A 17,397-nucleotide genomic window follows, 5' to 3' on the forward strand; every position below is an offset into this window, starting at 1 on the left:
AATGGGTCGAATTGCTTGCTAACTCGAGCCATAAAAAAACGGGATTCTCTTGAATCCCGTTTTTTTGAGTGTCTTGTTTGACTACCGCTTACACGTTGAAGCGGAAGTGAATCACATCACCATCAGCAACAATGTAGTCTTTACCTTCTAGACGCCACTTACCGGCATCCTTGGCACCCGACTCGCCGTTGTTATCGATGTAGTCTTGATAACCCACGATCTCAGCGCGAATAAAGCCTTTCTCGAAGTCGGTGTGGATTTTACCCGCAGCTTGCGGTGCAGTAGCGCCCACAGGGATTGTCCAGGCGCGCACTTCTTTAACACCAGCGGTGAAGTAGGTTTGCAGGTGCAGCAAGTCGTAACCGGCGCGAATCACACGGTCAAGACCGGCTTCTTCTAGGCCCATGTCTTCCATGAACTCTTCGCGCTCTTCGTCATCAAGCTCAGCGATTTCCGACTCGATTGAGGCACAAACCGCAACGACTACAGCGTTTTCGCCAGCAGCGATTTCACGCACTTTGTCCAACAGCGGGTTATCTTCAAAACCGTCTTCCGCCACGTTGGCGATGTACATGGTTGGCTTCATGGTTAGGAAATTGAGGTAGCTAATCGCAGCCAACTCTTCTTTGCTCAGCTCGATGCTGCGCAGCATTTTGGCTTCTTCTAGAACCGGCAAGAACTTGTTCAGTACTTCGATTTCAAACTTGGCGTCTTTGTCGCCACCTTTGGCGCGCTTGGCTTGACGCTGAATGGCACGCTCACAGGTGTCTAGGTCAGACAGAGCCAACTCGGTGTTGATCACTTCAATGTCGTCTGCCGGCGATACACTGCCAGCAACGTGCACAACGTTTGGATCGTCAAAGCAGCGAACCACGTGACCAATGGCGTCGGTTTCGCGAATATTGGCCAGGAACTGGTTACCCAAACCTTCACCTTTTGACGCACCCGCTACCAATCCGGCGATGTCGACAAACTCCATGGTGGTCGGCAATACGCGCTGTGGGTTGACGATGTCCGCCAACTTTTGCAGGCGCAAATCTGGCACAGGAACCACACCAGTGTTGGGTTCGATGGTACAAAACGGAAAGTTAGCCGCTTCGATACCGGCTTTGGTTAACGCATTAAATAGTGTTGATTTACCGACGTTTGGCAAACCTACGATGCCGCATTTAAAACCCATGCTAAAACCCTTATTTGGTCACTTCGGCCTTGAACGAATGCAATCGATTCATGGCCTTGGTCATATCTAATTTAAACAAAGTATCGGTAGCGCGCAGCGCTTCGTCTACTGCCTCATCGATGGCTGTTTGCTCGTTGGCTGGCGCCCTGCCGAGCACAAAGCCTGAGACCTGGCGCTTATCGCCAGGGTGGCCGATACCAATTCGCAATCGGTAGAAGCCCTTGTCATTGCCCATCTTACTGATGATGTCTTTCAAACCGTTGTGGCCGCCATGACCACCGCCGAGCTTGAAACGCGCCACGCCCGGAGGCAAGTCTAGCTCGTCGTGAGCGACGAGAATTTGCTCAGGCGCAATGCGATAAAAATTGGCGAGTGCCGCCACTGACTTGCCGCTCAAGTTCATAAAAGTGGTTGGGATCAGCAAGCGCACCGGCTTGCCGGCAATATTGGCTTGCGCCGTTAGCCCAAAATACTTGCCATCGGCACGTAGGCTAGTCCCCGCCAAACGGGCCAGCTCTTCCACGTACCAAGCACCCGCGTTGTGACGGGTTTTGGCGTATTCGCTGCCCGGATTGGCCAGCCCGACAATTAACTTAATCTCGCTCATTAACCTTTGCTCAAGCGCCGCTACAGTTTCACACTGAGACGCGAAGTGGCGGAAAATCGGCGCATCATAGCAAATCGAAGCCCCAATCGCCACGCTTGGCGATAAGGGCTAGCGGTTTCCAATTAGGTTAGTTGCTCGCTTGGTTATCCTGAGGCTTAACCAATTGCACATCGAGTTGCGCTTTGGCAAAGTCGGCGGGGACAAAGTCCATACCTGTGGCTTGCTCATACAGCACACCCTTGGCTTTGGCGTATTCGATCATGGACTCATTGTCGACAAATCCAGTATCCAGCGCTGGCGCTTGAGCATGCTTAACAAAGGCGTCATAGCCGTCTTTTCCGCCCGCCAAGAAAGTCGAGGTCAACACTGAGTAAACGCGCTCGTCTTCTAGTGGCAGACAGTCGCCGGGCAGACCTTTCGGGCAGTGCTGAACTTGGGTGATACGCTGTCCTTCAACTAGTCGACCGTCATAGCTCACTGTCATTTTGGCAGTGATTGGGAAGCCACCGTCACTAACCGCATCCGGATGAGTAGACTGATTAATCACTTGCTCAAGCATTAACTTGATGTGCTCACCTTTAAGTGAAACCAAACTCAAGGTACCGCCAAATGGCAGCAAGTTGCCCAATACGTAACCCGCGGTCAGCCCTTGCTCTTGGGCTTGAAGGTGAGCTCGAACCCCACCGCTATTGAGAATCACCATATCAGCGCTTGGCACCTTCCAAGCGAAGGCATTGGCGACCACAGCACCGCCTTCCGAGCCGCTTCTGGCAAGTGATGCGCCACCGCGGCCCTTGCCTGGAATGCGCACGTGATCGAGAATGCCTGTGTCGAGAGGGTCGTTCTCATCGTTGATCTGAGCAATTACTTGCTCGGAAAACTGACTTAAGCTGGGCGCGAGTTGCTCATCGATGATTTGGCGAGACTTAGGATGCTCCTCAACAATGCGCGCTCTTGGGTGCTCGTCCACATAATTCTGCAGCGATTGCAGCTGGGCCTGGGTCAACTCTGCTTCGCCGGCCTTCGCCTCAAACTGAGCGTCAAACAACAGCTCATTGCCGCCTTGGCAGCCAGCGATATTGCCATCAATGTCAAAATTCACTTCGACGAGACCCGCGGCGTGGGCGTATTCACCCGCTTGCACCACACAAGTCTGGCCGCCGTCAGGGTTTTGGTGCAATTCAGCGTAGCCCGGGCCATGCCCCATACCAAACTGGTAGAAATTCCCCATCAGAGTGTGTGTGTGCCCACCAACAATTAAATCAACACCATTGACCGAGCGTGCGACGCGTAAATCTCTATCCAGGCCAATGTGGCTTAGCATAATGATGTGGTTGATGCCCTGTGCTTTGAGTTCATCAACCGTGGCCTGGGCCGCGATGACCTCTTGTTCGAAACTAAGGGCTTCGCCTGGCGAGGCCAGTTCAGGCAAGTCTTGTAACACCAGACCGAAAACCCCCACCTTGTGAGGCCCGTAGCTGCGAACAATATAAGGCTTGATGTTGTCGGTCTTGGCCAGCGCCGAATCTGCACCTATGGTCATATTGGCCGCGAGCACAGGAAAGTTCACCCCTTGCACAAAGTCCAACAATGGCTCCTCGCCAAGGTCGAACTCGTGGTTGCCAATCACCATGGCATCCAGCCCAAACTCGTTGAGCAGTAATTGATTGCCTAAGCCTTTGTACAAAGAGAAGTACAAGGTGCCCTGAAACGCATCGCCACCGTGAAGTGCTAAAAAGGGCTTGTCCTGTGCCTCTGCATCACGACGCGCTTGCATCAATGCTTGGGCCAATCTCGGATAGCCGCCAATCTTGGCCTGTACCGCCAATTGCCCCTCTGGCAACTCTGCCTGCCACTGGTGGGTCATGGGGTCAAAGTGGGAGTGTGTATCGTTAACATGGGCCACGGTTAAACTCAGTGGCTCGTAACTTTTTGGGGTTTGTTGGCAACCGACCAGACCTATGGTCACCAAAAGGGCGCTAACAAGCGCCCCCGTCATTCTAAAATTGTTCACTACTAATCATTTCCGAACTTGGTATTTCCCAGCTTGTGTTTCAAAACCAGTTTCCAAAGAGGTTGCCCTTTAGTTTAGCCCCATCGCGTACTTAAGCACCTGTTTTTTAACAGGACCCGAGTGATTGGCCAATTTAAGACCAACATTGCGCAATACCTTAATTGGGGTGATTTTGTTGCTAAAGGTCGCGTAGAACATGTCCATCGCTGACATCATCAACAAGTTGTCTTTATAACGCTTGCTTTGGTATTGCTGTAACTGTGCCACTGCGCTCCAGTCTTTGCCTTGCGAGATGGCATCGACCACGGTTTCCAGCAGCGCCGCTACGTCCTTGAAACCTAAGTTAACCCCCTGCCCGGCCAGCGGATTAATGGTATGCGCGGCATCGCCAATTAACACTAGGTTTTGGTCGACGTATCGCTGAGCGTGACGACGGACCAAAGGGAACTCGCCAAAACCGTCGACACTGAACTCGCCCAAGCGCTCTGGGAAAGCTTTGCGGATCTCCACCGCCAACTCTTCATTGGTCATTTGACTCAGTTCGGCAATCCGTTCGGCGGCATCGTACCACACAAGCGAGCCGTGATTGCCAGTCAGTGGCAAAAAGGCGCGCGGACCGGATGGGAAGAATTGCTGCCAGGTCGTGTCTTGCTGCGGAGCCGCGGTGGTGATATTGATCAGCATAGCGTGTTGCTTGTACTCCCAACCACTGATGCCAATACCAGCCCACTGTCGCACTTGCGACATGGCGCCATCGGCACCCACTAACAACTGGCCACTCACACTATCACCACTGTTCAAGCTCAAATTGATGCGATCGCCGTTTAAAGTAAATTGGCTGATTTGATGCTCGCCAAAAATAGTGACCTTGTCGTGAGCCTTAAGCGCTTTCCAAAGCGCCAACTGAATCAGGCGATTCTCAATAATATGGCCGAGGTGGCTAGTATTGATTTGGTCGGAGTGGAACTCGGTACTAAAGCCTTGTTCTTCCCAAGTTTGCAAACCTTTGTAGGGGCAGGCGCGAGTATCTAACACGTCTTGCCAGACGCCCAGTCGCTCCAATAACTGCTCTGAAGCCACACTAATGGCAGAAACGCGCAAGTCCATGGGTTGAACCGGGTCGAAAGGTTTCGGAGTCTGTCGCTCAATAATTGCCACAGAAAGTCCGAGCTGCGCCAACCCTAAACCGGTTGCTGCGCCGACCATGCCACCACCATTTACTACTACATCAAAGGCTTGCATCGATTGTCGATTCCCAATTGCTAACTTTTTTCGAATTTGGCCTCAATTTACCATTTTGTAGCCTGAGAGTCACAGCTGTAAAAGAATGTTTTTGAAACCGCTCTGATACACATTTGTTTACATGCCGTCACAACTGTTTTGCATCCTTTCCCTACACTTAAATTGTCTAATGTTTGAAGTCCTAAAACACGCCAGGAGACAGTCATGAAAACTTCAGTAGTTAGAGCGGTTCCATCAGTGTTGAGTGCGGCGATTTTGAGTCTGGGTCTAGCGTTCACAGCGCAAGCTGAAACCGCCACCCAAGCGCAACCAGAAAACACCATGCCAAGATACATGGTGACCTATCAGCCCGGTTTGGTGGGTGAGCTTCGCAGCGCACACCACTACGAAGTACAAATGGTGCAATACCAAGTGGCCTTAGATGTAATAGAGCAGGCTCAACAAGGCATTATGTCGTACAAAGACGATTGGCAGGAACAATTGGTAAATCAAGCCCAAACGCAGCTGAATCAAGCGGTTACTAATATTGGAGCTGCTACCCTTTCTCGGTGAATTGGTTAAACTTAGCGCAAATGCTGGCAAGCCAAGGGTATCAGGGGTAAAATATCGCGCTTTTATTTTTACTAACCCCACGGAGCTTGCTAGCCGATGAGCAAGAAGTTGCACATTAAAACTTGGGGCTGTCAGATGAACGAGTACGACTCGTCGAAGATGGCCGACCTGCTGGGCGATGCCCAAGGCTACACCTTGACCGAGGAAGCCGAGCAGGCTGATATTCTGCTGTTGAACACCTGTTCAATCCGCGAGAAAGCTCAAGAGAAAGTATTCCACCAGCTGGGCCGCTGGAAACACCTCAAAGACCACAAGCCGGAGCTTATCATTGGCGTAGGTGGTTGCGTTGCCTCTCAAGAAGGCGCCCACATTCGCGAGCGCGCCCCGTTCGTTGACATGGTATTCGGCCCTCAGACCCTACACCGTTTGCCTGAAATGATTGAGCAAATTCAAGCGGGCAACAACGCGGTTATCGATATTAGCTTTCCAGAAATCGAGAAGTTCGACAGTTTGCCCGAGCCAAAAGCCGAAGGCGCCACTGCCTTTGTTTCTATCATGGAAGGTTGCTCTAAGTACTGTAGCTTCTGCGTAGTACCATACACTCGTGGCGAAGAAGTTAGCCGTCCGCTAGATGACGTGCTGGTTGAAATTGCTCAACTTGCCGAGCAAGGGGTTCGCGAAGTTAACCTATTGGGTCAGAACGTGAACGCCTATGCAGGCAAGACACACGACGGTGAGATTTGCCGTTTCGCCGAGCTACTTGAATACGTGGCCGCCATCGATGGCATCGACCGTATTCGCTACACCACCAGCCACCCGCTGGAGTTTACTCAAGACATTATCGATGCCTACGCTGAAATTCCTGAGCTTGTGGATTTCTTGCACCTGCCAGTACAAAGTGGCTCGGATCGCGTGTTGACCATGATGAAGCGCCCGCACACAGCGCTTGAGTATAAGTCGATCATCCGTCGCTTGAAGAAAGTGCGCCCAAACATGCACATCAGCTCAGACTTTATCGTGGGCTTTCCTGGCGAGACCGACGCGGATTTTGAAGCCACCATGAAGCTGATTGCCGATGTCGAGTTCGACCAGAGCTTTAGCTTTGTTTACAGCGCGCGCCCTGGTACCCCTGCCGCTGACTTGCCAGATGACGTCACCGAGCAGGCTAAGAAAGATCGCTTGTATCTGCTACAACAGCGCATCAACCAAAACGCCATGCAATACAGCCGCCGCATGCAAGGCACGGTTCAACGCATATTGGTTGAGGGCCCGTCAAAGAAAGACATTATGGAGTTGCGCGGTCGTACTGAGAACAACCGAGTGGTTAACTTCGAAGGCAGCCTGGACATGATTGGTCAGTTTGTCGACGTGGAAATCACCGAGGTGTTTGCCAATTCACTGCGTGGTACTCTAGTACGCCGTGAAGCTGAGATGGACTTGCGCCGCTCTCTGCGTCCCGCCGAGCTGATTGCCGAGCACAACTCGCGCACCAACCACGGTGTGGAAACCTTTACGCCTTAACTTGCACACAAGGAACTCGCCAGTTTGAGCAACAAACTTACCACTTTGGAACTGTTTTTAGAGCCGTCGGATAGCCGCCGGCTCGCCTCCCTTTGCGGCCCATTTGACGACAATCTAAAGCAATTGGAGCGGCGCCTTGGCGTTGAACTTAGCTACCGCAACAACCAGTTCTCAATTGTGGGTGAACCCCATCACGCCCTCGGCGTGCAGGAATTACTGAAGTCGCTTTACACAGAAACGGCACCAGTGCGCGGGCAGATTCCGGACCTAGAACCAGACCAAGTGCACTTAGCCATTCAAGAAGCGCGTATTCTGGACGCCAACGAAACCGACCGTTTCGGCAAAGAAATCTACGTCAAAACCAAGCGAGGGGTGATTAAGCCCCGCAATCCTAATCAGTCGCAATACATTGCCAATATCGTCAATCACGACATTACCTTTGGGATTGGCCCGGCCGGTACCGGTAAAACTTACTTGGCGGTAGCCGCTGCGGTGGACGCACTGGAGCGTCAAGAAGTGCGCCGTATTTTGCTGACCCGTCCAGCGGTAGAGGCCGGTGAAAAGCTCGGTTTTTTACCGGGCGATCTAAGCCAAAAGGTCGACCCTTATTTACGTCCACTGTACGACGCCCTGTTTGAGATGCTCGGCTTTGAGCGCGTTGAGAAGCTAATTGAGCGCAACGTCATCGAAGTGGCGCCACTGGCCTACATGCGCGGTCGTACCCTCAACGATGCCTTTATCATTCTGGATGAATCGCAAAACACGACTACCGAGCAGATGAAGATGTTTTTGACCCGTATCGGCTTTAACAGCCGCGCGGTGATCACAGGCGATATTACTCAAATCGACTTGCCTCGCGGTGTGCGTTCGGGATTGCGTCACGCCATCGAGGTATTGGGTAAGGTCAACGACATCAGCTTTAACTTCTTCCAGTCAAAAGATGTAGTACGCCACCCTGTCGTGGCCAGTATTGTCGAAGCGTACGAAGCCTACGACCAAGAGCAGCACAAAATAAAAGCCGCCAAAGAAGCGGAAGCTCGTGCTCAGGCTGAGGCGGCAAAAGCCGATGACAATGCATCAGATTGATTATCAGATAGCGGTTGAAAGGGACTGGCTGCCAAGCCAGTCTGACCTCGAACTCTGGGTTACAGCTGCGTTAACTGGCCGCTTTGACAATGAGGCCGAGCTCACCATTCGCGTGGTGGAAAGCGATGAAAGTCAGCAGCTCAATCGCGACTACCGCGGCAAAGACAAACCCACCAATGTGCTCAGTTTTCCCTTTGAAGCACCACCGGGTATCGAGCTTAACCTATTGGGCGACTTGATCATTTGCGCCGAAGTGGTGGAAAGCGAAGCCAACCAGCAAAACAAGCCTCTCACTAGCCATTGGGCCCACATGGTGGTCCATGGTTGCCTGCATTTATTGGGATTCGATCACATAGACGACAATCAAGCCGAGGCCATGGAAGCCATCGAAATTGCCGTCATGGCTGAGTTGGGGTATAACGATCCCTACGCGGACCAATAAATCTGTCATATACTGAATTTTTACACTAGCAACAATAGGATACTATGAGCGAAGATAACCCTCCATCGGGCAAGGGCGCCCACAAGAAAACCCTGTTCGAACGCATCGGCCAGATTTTCCAGGGGGAGCCCCAAAATCGCGAAGAACTCGTGGACGTGATCCACGATGCAGAACAACGCCATCTGATTACCACTGATACCAAAGAGATGATCAAAGGCGTTCTTGAGGTCACAGACCTAAGAGTTCGGGACATCATGATCCCACGCTCGCAAATTGTTGCCATTCAAAAAGATTTGTCCATCACTGAACTGATGGAAATCGTTATCGATTCGTCACACTCTCGCTTTCCCGTGGTCAACGAAGACAAAGACCACATCGAGGGTATTTTGCTGGCGAAAGACCTGCTTCAATACGGCTTTACCAAAGACTACCAGGACTTCTCCATCGACATGGTGATCCGCCCTGTGGTGGTAGTGCCAGAAAGCAAACGCGTCGACGTGTTGCTCAAAGAATTCCGCTTACAGCGCTATCACATGGCCATGGTGGTCGATGAGTATGGCGGTGTATCTGGCTTGGTCACCATTGAGGACATTCTCGAAGAAATCGTTGGTGATATCGAAGACGAGTACGACCACGACTCCGGCGACGATTTAGAGATTCGTCGCGTCTCCCGTCAGGTCTATATGGTCAAGGCCTTAACCCCAATCGAAGCCTTTAACCAAAACTTCGCCACCGAATTCTCCGACGAAGAATTCGACACCATTGGCGGTTTGGTATCCCACGCCTTTGGCCATCTGCCTGAGCGCGGCGAAAAAGTCACTGTCGAAGGTTTTGAGTTTAAGGTGGTCAACGCCGACACTCGCCGCCTGATCCAGCTGCAAGTCAAAGTGCCCGAGGAAGCACTACAAACCGACGAGACTCTCTAAAGCATGAATCCCAGCCGTGTTTGGATCGCGACACTCATCGCTTGGCTAGCCGGTGCCTCTACGGCACTGGCCTACGCACCCTATAATTTAAGCCCGATTGCCGCCATCGCCTTAGCGGTTCCCCTTTGGCTATCGCAAGGACGCTCTAACAAAGGGCTAGCCGCCATTTGGTTTGGCTATGGCTTTGGTAAATTTGCGGTTGGCATTAGCTGGGTGCACGTCAGTATGGCGGTCTACGGCGGTTTACCATTGGCGGTGTCTATCGCTCTAATGGCTGGTTTAGCTGCGTATCTGGCCTTGTACCCCATGTTGGCCGGTCTGCTGCTCAAACGCCTCACCGGTGACTTTAAACCCTTGCCAGTACTGCTGGGCTTTCCGCTGATTTGGACGCTTACCGAATGGCTTCGCGGCCAATTACTCACCGGCTTCCCTTGGATTTGGGAAGGCTACGCACTGGCCGATACGCCACTGGCGGATTTAGCCAGCATCATAGGCACGCTGGGACTGACCGGCTTGATGGCTGCGCTGGGTGCTAGCGTCTACGCCCTGACTCGCGCGAGCTACAAGCCCAGCCTGGTGTTGTGGTTAGTGGTTGCCCTAAGCGCTATGTTGCCATCGAAACTCACTCCTATGCCCGAAGCCCAGAAGACTATCGATGTGGCTTTGGTGCAGGGCAACATTGAGCAAAGTATGAAGTGGCGCCCTGAGCGTTTGTGGCCCACTTTGGTGAAATACTTGGAACTGTCGCGACCCCACAAGCAAGCGGATCTCATCGTCTGGCCAGAGGCGGCGATCCCGGCGCCTGAGCACCAGTTAATGGAGTTCATTCAGTTCGCCGCCAACGAGGTCAAAGAGACTCCGAGCAACATCATCAGCGGCACGATTTTAGTGCAAGACGGTGAGTATTATAACTCGCTGCGAGTACTGACAGATTCAGACTCAACTCTGCTGAACGCTGGCGAGCGCTACGATAAACACCACTTGTTGCCCATTGGCGAGTTTGTGCCCTTTGGCGATTTGCTGCGCCCGTTAGCGCCGTTCTTTAATTTGCCCATGTCGTCCTTTACTCGCGGCGGCTATCAGCAAACCAACCTAAAAGCCTCGGGTGTCGATTTACTCCCAGCCATTTGCTACGAAATCGCTTTTCCTGAGCAGGTACGCGCCAATCTCAGTGAGGATACCGAGCTGCTATTAACGGTCTCTAATGACGCTTGGTTTGGCACCAGTGCCGGCCCGTTGCAACACATGCAAATCGCACAAATGCGCAGTATTGAGTTAGGACGCCCATTGCTTCGCACCACCAACAATGGGGTCACTGCGATTGTGGATGCCAGTGGCACTATTACCCACAAGATTGAGCAGTTTGAAGAAGGCGTATTGCGCGCCGATGTGGCACTGGTGAAGCGCGATACTGTATTCGCCCAGTTTGGCCACAGCCTGTGGTGGATACTAGCGTTACTGGGCGGTGTTGCGGCCTTTTGGGTTAACCGCCGTCTGGTGGACTAAGTACGATGGGCGGGCGTTCAAATTGCTCGCTATCGCACTCACTGCAGGCTTGAATCATCGCCGGATGCTCGTAACTGGTAACATGGCCGCAATTGTTGCAACGCAGCTCACCATGACCAATGATCTCCCCAGCTAAATAACGTCCCTCGTTCTCGAGGTCGTGCTCTAGTTGTTGACGCTCAATGTGGCTTTGGTCCGACATTCGATACAACCAGTCCCACAGCTTATCACCGGCCAATAACGCGGTCGGGCTAACATTGACGTCATTGGCATCGCGATTGTTAAGCAGAGCTCGCACATCACGCCGAACAAAGCCCTCGACCAGATCTAATTCGCCCTTGTCAGCAAACGCTTTGAGTTCAATGTAATCCTTGCTCTGCGCCATCAACTCATCGAGCGCATCTATGTCTAATTCGGGATCGCTTTGGAACTTGCGTTGCATTTGTAGCAAGAGTTCATGGTAACAGGTCAGTAATCGCTGGCTGCGCTCGCTCATATGGCTATTCTCCTAACCCCAGCGCTGTCCGTAAAAAACGCCGCTAGCTCGACGCTTTTGGCTTTCGGTTACAGCCGCTTTGGTTTATTCTATGCAGATCTTTTTCACCTTCATTATGAACATAGTTAGCGCAGCCCAAATCTGCAAAGCTCGGGCATAAGACGCGCTTAGGAATTTTCAATGTCTCAGGCCTATAATCCGGCAGAAATCGAAGCCAAAATTCAGACCCATTGGAGCGAGAGCGGTACCTTTGAAGCCAAAGAAGACCCATCCCGCGAGAAGTTCTACTGTCTGTCCATGTTCCCCTACCCGTCAGGCCGTCTGCACATGGGGCACGTGCGCAACTACACCATTGGTGATGTGATTTCTCGCTACCAGCGTTTGCAAGGCAAAAATGTACTGCAGCCAATCGGTTGGGACGCCTTTGGTCTACCGGCAGAAAATGCCGCAGTGAAAAACAACGCCTCACCGGCGCCGTGGACCTACGAGAACATCGAATACATGAAGGGCCAGCTAAAAATGCTGGGACTTGGCTACGACTGGAGCCGTGAACTGGCCACCTGTAAGCCGGATTACTACCGCTGGGAGCAGTGGTTCTTCACTCGCCTGCACGACAAAGGCCTAGTCTACAAGAAAATGGCCACGGTTAACTGGGATCCCGTGGATCAAACCGTACTGGCTAACGAGCAGGTGGTCGACGGTCGCGGCTGGCGCTCAGGCGCTTTGGTTGAGCAAAAAGAAATTCCACAGTGGTTCATTAAGATCACTGCCTACGCTCAGCAACTGCTAGACGATTTAGAGCGCTTGAGCGGTTGGCCTGACATGGTGAAAACCATGCAACGCAACTGGATTGGCCGCAGCGAAGGCGTACAAATGACCTTTGACGTAGCGGACTCAGCTGAGCAAGTGGAAGTCTACACCACCCGCCCTGACACTCTTATGGGCGTGACCTACCTAGCGATCGCTGCAGGTCACCCATTGGCTGCCAAAGCCGCTGAAAACAACGCCGAGCTGGCCGCCTTTGTTGATGAGTGTAAAAACAACAAGGTTGCCGAAGCGGACATGGCGACCATGGAGAAAAAAGGCCAGCCTACCGGTCTTTACGCAATTCACCCAATCACTGGCAAGCAAGTGCCAATTTGGGTAGCGAACTTCGTATTGATGGATTACGGCACTGGCGCTGTGATGTCAGTTCCTGCCCACGACCAGCGCGACTATGAGTTTGCCAAAGCTTACGGTCTGAACATCGAAGCGGTAATCAAGCCGACCGACGGTGACGTGGATATCAGCGAGCAAGCCTACACAGACAGAGGCGTACTGTTTAACTCGGGCGAGTTTGACGGTCAGGACTTTGATGGTGCCTTTAAGGCAATTGCTAGCAAGCTGGCTGAGCTTGGCAAAGGTGAGACCACAGTTAACTTCCGTTTGCGCGACTGGGGTGTCTCTCGTCAGCGCTACTGGGGAGCGCCAATTCCGATGGCGACTTTGGAAAACGGCGAAACCGTTACCGTACCGGCGGAAGACCTGCCAGTACGTTTGCCAGAAGAAGTTAAGATGGACGGCGTGACCAGCCCGCTCAAAGCCGACAAAGCTTGGCAGCAAACCAGCATCAATGGCCAGCCAGCCACTCGCGAAACCGATACCTTTGACACCTTCATGGAGTCGAGCTGGTACTACGCGCGCTACACCTGCCCAGATTTCGACGGCGGCATGCTAAACCCAGACCAAGCCAACTACTGGCTGCCAGTTGACCAGTACATTGGTGGTATCGAGCACGCGGTAATGCACCTGTTGTACTCGCGCTTCTATCACAAGCTGCTTCGCGATGAGCAATTGGTTGATTCGGACGAGCCGTTTGAGAACCTACTGTGCCAAGGCATGGTATTGGCCGACGCTTTCTACTGGGAAGACGACAAAGGCGGCCAACACTGGGTGTCACCTACTGAAGTGAACGTTGAGCGCGACGACAAAGGTCGTATCGCCAAAGCCACCGACAAAGACGGTCATGAGCTAATTCACGCCGGTATGGTGAAGATGTCTAAGTCGAAGAACAACGGCATCGACCCACAACTCATGGTTGAAAAGTACGGCGCAGATACCGTGCGTTTGTTCATGATGTTCGCCGCTCCTGCTGACATGACCCTTGAGTGGCAAGAGTCTGGCGTAGACGGTGCCCACCGCTTCTTGAAGCGTCTGTGGAAACTGGCCCAAGACCACATCGCCAACGGCCCAGCACCTGAACTTAAGGTGTCAGAGTTAAGCGTTGCGCAAAAAGACCTGCGTCGCGCCTTGCACAAGACCATCGCCAAAGTAGGTGATGATATTGGTCGTCGTCAAGCCTTTAACACCGCAGTAGCAGCTGTTATGGAGCTTTTGAACCAATTGACCAAAGCGCCGCTGGAAAGCGAGCAAGACCGTGCCTTGATGCAAGAAGCGCTGCACTCAGTGGTTCGCTTGCTGTACCCATTCACTCCGCACTTGAGCTTCACCCTGTGGAACGAGTTGGGCTTTGACGGTGATATTGACCAAGCCAGCTGGCCACAAGTGGACGAAGCGGCTTTGGTTGAAGACAGCAAGCTGATCGTGGTTCAGGTGAACGGTAAAGTACGCTCGCGATTGACCGTACCAGCCGATGCCGACCAAGACGCGGTTCAAGCCATCGCCATGAGCGATGACAACGTAACTCGCTTTACCGAAGACAAAACAATCCGTAAAGTGATCTATGTGCCAGGTAAACTGTTGAATATCGTAGCTAACTAATGAAATTGTCAGGTGCGCTAAGAGCGCTAATTGGATTTGGTTTAACCCTGTCGCTGCTATTTAGCAGCGGCTGCGGCTTTCGCCTGCAAGGCAGCTACCAAATTCCGGATACGCTGCAAACCATTCACCTGTCCTCCAACGATCAGTACAGCGAGTTAACTCGCTTGCTGAGCGAGCGCTTGCGGGTCAACAATGTCCAGTTAGTGGACTCAGACCCGCAAACCGTTCCCGAGCTAAGGCTTATCAACGACCGTCTTGAGCGCTCTACCCTGTCGCTATTCCCATCCGGTAAAGTGGCGGAGTACGAGCTGATTTACACGGTGGATTTCGCGGTGAGCCAACCCGGGCGCGAACCGCGAGCCGAGTCGGTGATCATTCGCCGCGACTACCTTGATGACCCGCGTACCGCACTGGCTAAAAGCCGTGAAATGGATATGTTGCTCAAAGAGATGCGCCAGCAAGCTGCGGATCGCATTGTTATCGTGCTAGCGTCTTTCTCGGAGAGTTAATGCGCATATTTTCCAATCAGTTAGATTCCCATTTAACTCCGTTAAAACCGGTTTATCTGCTGTTTGGCGACGACCCTTTCGTATTGGACAACGCCCTGCAAAGCCTGCGTGCAGCCGCACGAGCACAAGGCTTTGAAGAGCGTGTTCAACTATCCCAAGACACAGGATTTCAGTGGCAAGAACTGTTCGATGAGTGGAACGCCCTTAGCCTGTTTGCCTCCAAGCGTTTGTTTGAACTGGAATTGCCCACGGCCAAGCCTGGCAAAGAAGGCGGCGCCGCGTTAACTCAGTTGTTAGCCGAGCCCAATCCAGACCAAGTGCTGATTGTGTACGGCCCTAAAATTGCCGCCGAGTCCACCAAAACCAAGTGGTTTAAAACCTTGGATGCTCAAGGGGTGTACCTGCCTTGCACCACTCCTGAAGGTCCTCAGTTTAGTCGTTGGTTGAGCCAACGCGTTCAGCACTATCGCCTCAACTTGAGCCAAGACGCCAATGCGCTACTGGCCGCCATGTTTGAAGGTAACTTGGTGGGTGCGGATCAGGCGTTAAAGCAAATGCAGTTGCTAAGCCCTATTGAACGCATTGAGCAAGCGCAAGTCGAGCAGTGGCTCGAAGACCAGTCTCGCTTTAGCGTATTCCAACTGGTAGACACCCTGTTGGTGCTAGCGCCACAGCGCTCGATGCACATGCTAAAACAACTGCAGGCAGAAGGCGTGGCTAGCCAAGTGGTGTTGTGGTCGCTCAATCAAGAGCTCGGCCGTTTGTTGCTGTTAAAGCAAGCGCAGCAGAATCGCGAGTCACTGGCACCGATATACAAGGCCCACCGAATTTGGGATAAGCGTCAGCCACTGTACCAACAAGCATTGGCGCGTCTGAGCCTTGAGCAAATCCAGTCCATGCTGCAACTGTCGAGCCGTATCGAGTCTGAGCTAAAATTCCACGGCGAAGAATCTTGGGCACAGCTAGCACAACTTTGCTTGCTGTTTGACCCCAGCGCCCACGCTCAGCTGCCCGTCATGGAAGTGCGATGAGCGCTCTTCGAATTGGCTTGCTCGGTGGTACTTTTGACCCGGTTCACCTAGGCCATATTCACATTGCCAAACAAGTGTCTCGTGCGGCCCAACTGGATGAAGTCTGGCTACTGCCGAACAAGGTTCCTCCCCATAAGCCGGTACCTATCGCCACCAGCGAACAACGCCTGAGAATGCTAGAGCTGGCGCTTGAGCAACAAACTCGATTGAGTATTTGCGATATCGAGTTGAGCCTGCCCTCGCCCTCCTACACGGTTAACACCTTGGAAGCCTTATCTCAAACTCACCCGGAGCACGAGTTTCACTTCATCATAGGCATGGATTCGGTACTGAGTTTACCCAGCTGGTGTCGTTGGCAAGACGTTGTTAAATTCGCAAAAATTATCGGTTGCGCCCGTCCGGGCTGGCACGACCCTATTCCCGCTGAGATTCAACACCTCGTCGACAATCAGGTGGTGCAGATTGTGGATATCGACCCGATTGAGATGTCATCCAGTCAGGTTCGCAAGATGTTGGCCAACGGCGACAACACCTGCCAGCAGCTATCCCCTACGGTGGCAAACTACATCAAGCAGCATCAGCTGTATCGAAATCCGGCGTAAAACATCCCCCATCCGGTGGCGATTTGAGCACAAATTGCGGTTAAAGCTTGCGCGTGAGCCTGCTATAATGTCGCGCTTTCCCTGTAACCCCTTAAGGATCTCTCTTGGAAAATAGCCAATTGAAAGATTTCGTTGTCGATAAAATCGATGACCTAAAAGCCAAGGACATTGTGACCTTGGACGTAGCCGAAAAATCCAGCGTCACCGACTTCATGGTGATTTGCTCTGGTACCTCAAAAACTCACGTAAAATCTATCGCTGAGTACGTGGTGGTTGAAGCCAAAAAGGCGGATCTGCAGCCATTGGGCATCGAAGGTCGCGACGCTAGCGAGTGGGTATTGGTCGACATGGGCGGTGTGATTTTGCACGTAATGCAAGACAAAGCCCGCGACTTCTACCAGCTAGAAAAGCTGTGGTCCTAAGCTCAAAAGCCAATCGATGAAATTGCAGTTGATAGCGGTGGGCAACAAGATGCCCGCCTGGGTAAAAACCGGCTTTGCCGAGTACCAAGGTCGCTTTCCCAAAGACATGCCTTTTGAGCTTGTTGAGATCGCACCTGGTAAGCGCGGCAAGAACGCCGACATTGCTCGGATCTTAGAGAAAGAAGGTCAAGCCATGCTGGCCGCGGTCAAAAAGGGCAGTCGAATTGTCACTCTTGACCTACCCGGTAAAAATTGGACTACGCCAGATCTCGCTAAGCAACTGCAGTCGTGGCAATTGGACGGTCGCGATGTTAGTTTACTGATTGGTGGCCCAGAGGGCCTTAGCCCAGCGTGCAAACAGGCCGCGCACCAAAGTTGGTGCCTGTCCGGATTAACTCTTCCCCACCCCATGGTGCGAGTGTTAGTCGCCGAGAGCCTGTACCGCGCTTGGAGCTTGAATAACAATCACCCCTACCACAGAGAATAAAATGCGTGTCTAGA

The 17,397-nt window shown here is 52.5% G+C and carries 17 protein-coding genes; 12 read left to right on the forward strand and 5 right to left on the reverse strand.

Annotated features, from left to right (window positions below; all coding sequences use genetic code 11):
* Window positions 1-88: 88 nt before the first annotated feature.
* The 4 genes from ychF to CLC93_RS03200 all read right to left on the reverse strand — a co-directional run bounded on the left by ychF (window position 89) and on the right by CLC93_RS03200 (window position 5,043).
* Complete coding sequence (gene ychF / locus CLC93_RS03185; protein WP_095504480.1) at window positions 89-1,180, reverse strand: redox-regulated ATPase YchF; 1,092 nt, start codon at window positions 1,178-1,180, stop codon at window positions 89-91.
* A gap of 10 nt (window positions 1,181-1,190) precedes the next feature.
* Window positions 1,191-1,787, reverse strand: a complete 597-nt coding sequence (gene pth, locus CLC93_RS03190) for an aminoacyl-tRNA hydrolase (RefSeq protein WP_095504544.1) — start codon at window positions 1,785-1,787, stop codon at window positions 1,191-1,193.
* A gap of 127 nt (window positions 1,788-1,914) precedes the next feature.
* Window positions 1,915-3,801, reverse strand: a complete 1,887-nt coding sequence (locus tag CLC93_RS03195; RefSeq protein WP_141237336.1) for a bifunctional metallophosphatase/5'-nucleotidase — start codon at window positions 3,799-3,801, stop codon at window positions 1,915-1,917.
* Window positions 3,802-3,870: 69 nt separating this feature from the next.
* The gene (locus CLC93_RS03200) at window positions 3,871-5,043 is read right to left on the reverse strand and encodes an FAD-dependent monooxygenase (protein ID WP_095504482.1); all 1,173 of its coding nucleotides are present in this window, start codon (window positions 5,041-5,043) and stop codon (window positions 3,871-3,873) included.
* A 204-nt stretch (window positions 5,044-5,247) separates the two neighbouring features.
* Between CLC93_RS03200 and CLC93_RS03205 the strand changes: the two genes are divergently transcribed.
* From CLC93_RS03205 to lnt, 6 genes are all read left to right on the forward strand, one after another.
* Window positions 5,248-5,595, forward strand: coding sequence for a hypothetical protein (locus CLC93_RS03205; protein ID WP_095504483.1), 348 nt, complete (start codon window positions 5,248-5,250; stop codon window positions 5,593-5,595).
* 96 nt (window positions 5,596-5,691) lie between these two features.
* Window positions 5,692-7,116, forward strand: coding sequence for a tRNA (N6-isopentenyl adenosine(37)-C2)-methylthiotransferase MiaB (gene miaB / locus CLC93_RS03210; RefSeq protein WP_095504484.1), 1,425 nt, complete (start codon window positions 5,692-5,694; stop codon window positions 7,114-7,116).
* A 24-nt stretch (window positions 7,117-7,140) separates the two neighbouring features.
* Window positions 7,141-8,202 carry a PhoH family protein gene (locus CLC93_RS03215; protein ID WP_095504485.1) on the forward strand — a complete coding sequence of 354 codons (1,062 nt, stop codon included), beginning with the start codon at window positions 7,141-7,143 and terminating at the stop codon, window positions 8,200-8,202.
* Window positions 8,183-8,644, forward strand: a complete 462-nt coding sequence (gene ybeY / locus CLC93_RS03220; RefSeq protein WP_095504486.1) for an rRNA maturation RNase YbeY — start codon at window positions 8,183-8,185, stop codon at window positions 8,642-8,644. Before CLC93_RS03215 ends, ybeY begins: the two co-directional genes overlap by 20 nt.
* A gap of 44 nt (window positions 8,645-8,688) precedes the next feature.
* Window positions 8,689-9,570, forward strand: coding sequence for a CNNM family magnesium/cobalt transport protein CorC (corC, locus tag CLC93_RS03225; RefSeq protein WP_095504487.1), 882 nt, complete (start codon window positions 8,689-8,691; stop codon window positions 9,568-9,570).
* Window positions 9,571-9,573: 3 nt separating this feature from the next.
* A complete protein-coding gene (gene lnt / locus CLC93_RS03230; protein WP_095504488.1) occupies window positions 9,574-11,076 on the forward strand; it encodes an apolipoprotein N-acyltransferase in 1,503 nt (500 codons plus the stop codon).
* On the opposite strand, the gene CLC93_RS03235 is transcribed toward lnt, so the two are convergent.
* Window positions 11,054-11,572: a zinc ribbon-containing protein gene (locus CLC93_RS03235; RefSeq protein ID WP_095504489.1), complete on the reverse strand. Its 519-nt coding sequence runs from the start codon at window positions 11,570-11,572 to the stop codon at window positions 11,054-11,056. The genes lnt and CLC93_RS03235 overlap by 23 nt on opposite strands.
* A gap of 180 nt (window positions 11,573-11,752) precedes the next feature.
* Here CLC93_RS03235 and leuS point away from each other — a divergent pair, with 180 nt between their 5' ends.
* The 6 genes from leuS (at window position 11,753) to rlmH (ending at window position 17,383) form a co-directional block, all read left to right on the forward strand.
* On the forward strand, window positions 11,753-14,332 hold the full coding sequence (gene leuS, locus CLC93_RS03240; protein WP_095504490.1) for a leucine--tRNA ligase: 2,580 nt from the start codon (window positions 11,753-11,755) through the stop codon (window positions 14,330-14,332).
* Window positions 14,332-14,841 carry an LPS-assembly lipoprotein LptE gene (locus CLC93_RS03245; protein WP_095504491.1) on the forward strand — a complete coding sequence of 170 codons (510 nt, stop codon included), beginning with the start codon at window positions 14,332-14,334 and terminating at the stop codon, window positions 14,839-14,841. Before leuS ends, CLC93_RS03245 begins: the two co-directional genes overlap by 1 nt.
* Window positions 14,841-15,872, forward strand: a complete 1,032-nt coding sequence (gene holA / locus CLC93_RS03250) for a DNA polymerase III subunit delta (RefSeq protein WP_095504492.1) — start codon at window positions 14,841-14,843, stop codon at window positions 15,870-15,872. Before CLC93_RS03245 ends, holA begins: the two co-directional genes overlap by 1 nt.
* A complete protein-coding gene (nadD, locus tag CLC93_RS03255) occupies window positions 15,869-16,474 on the forward strand; it encodes a nicotinate-nucleotide adenylyltransferase (RefSeq protein WP_095504493.1) in 606 nt (201 codons plus the stop codon). Before holA ends, nadD begins: the two co-directional genes overlap by 4 nt.
* A 104-nt stretch (window positions 16,475-16,578) precedes the next feature.
* Window positions 16,579-16,896 carry a ribosome silencing factor gene (gene rsfS, locus CLC93_RS03260; protein WP_095504494.1) on the forward strand — a complete coding sequence of 106 codons (318 nt, stop codon included), beginning with the start codon at window positions 16,579-16,581 and terminating at the stop codon, window positions 16,894-16,896.
* 16 nt (window positions 16,897-16,912) lie between these two features.
* Window positions 16,913-17,383, forward strand: coding sequence for a 23S rRNA (pseudouridine(1915)-N(3))-methyltransferase RlmH (gene rlmH, locus CLC93_RS03265; protein WP_095504495.1), 471 nt, complete (start codon window positions 16,913-16,915; stop codon window positions 17,381-17,383).
* Window positions 17,384-17,397 lie beyond the last annotated feature (14 nt).

Source organism: Paraferrimonas sedimenticola (assembly GCF_002282855.1).
GTDB lineage: Bacteria > Pseudomonadota > Gammaproteobacteria > Enterobacterales > Shewanellaceae > Paraferrimonas > Paraferrimonas sedimenticola.

What these genes read in the sequence shown, in the direction of transcription:
- ychF (WP_095504480.1), bottom strand. Translation starts at nt 1,180, where the DNA reads ATGGGTTTTAAATGCGGCATCGTAGGTTTGCCAAACGTCGGTAAATCA.
- pth (WP_095504544.1), bottom strand. Translation starts at nt 1,787, where the DNA reads ATGAGCGAGATTAAGTTAATTGTCGGGCTGGCCAATCCGGGCAGCGAA.
- CLC93_RS03200 (WP_095504482.1), bottom strand. Translation starts at nt 5,043, where the DNA reads ATGCAAGCCTTTGATGTAGTAGTAAATGGTGGTGGCATGGTCGGCGCA.
- CLC93_RS03205 (WP_095504483.1), top strand. Translation starts at nt 5,248, where the DNA reads ATGAAAACTTCAGTAGTTAGAGCGGTTCCATCAGTGTTGAGTGCGGCG.
- miaB (WP_095504484.1), top strand. Translation starts at nt 5,692, where the DNA reads ATGAGCAAGAAGTTGCACATTAAAACTTGGGGCTGTCAGATGAACGAG.
- ybeY (WP_095504486.1), top strand. Translation starts at nt 8,183, where the DNA reads ATGACAATGCATCAGATTGATTATCAGATAGCGGTTGAAAGGGACTGG.
- corC (WP_095504487.1), top strand. Translation starts at nt 8,689, where the DNA reads ATGAGCGAAGATAACCCTCCATCGGGCAAGGGCGCCCACAAGAAAACC.
- lnt (WP_095504488.1), top strand. Translation starts at nt 9,574, where the DNA reads ATGAATCCCAGCCGTGTTTGGATCGCGACACTCATCGCTTGGCTAGCC.
- CLC93_RS03235 (WP_095504489.1), bottom strand. Translation starts at nt 11,572, where the DNA reads ATGAGCGAGCGCAGCCAGCGATTACTGACCTGTTACCATGAACTCTTG.
- leuS (WP_095504490.1), top strand. Translation starts at nt 11,753, where the DNA reads ATGTCTCAGGCCTATAATCCGGCAGAAATCGAAGCCAAAATTCAGACC.
- CLC93_RS03245 (WP_095504491.1), top strand. Translation starts at nt 14,332, where the DNA reads ATGAAATTGTCAGGTGCGCTAAGAGCGCTAATTGGATTTGGTTTAACC.
- holA (WP_095504492.1), top strand. Translation starts at nt 14,841, where the DNA reads ATGCGCATATTTTCCAATCAGTTAGATTCCCATTTAACTCCGTTAAAA.
- nadD (WP_095504493.1), top strand. Translation starts at nt 15,869, where the DNA reads ATGAGCGCTCTTCGAATTGGCTTGCTCGGTGGTACTTTTGACCCGGTT.
- rlmH (WP_095504495.1), top strand. Translation starts at nt 16,913, where the DNA reads ATGAAATTGCAGTTGATAGCGGTGGGCAACAAGATGCCCGCCTGGGTA.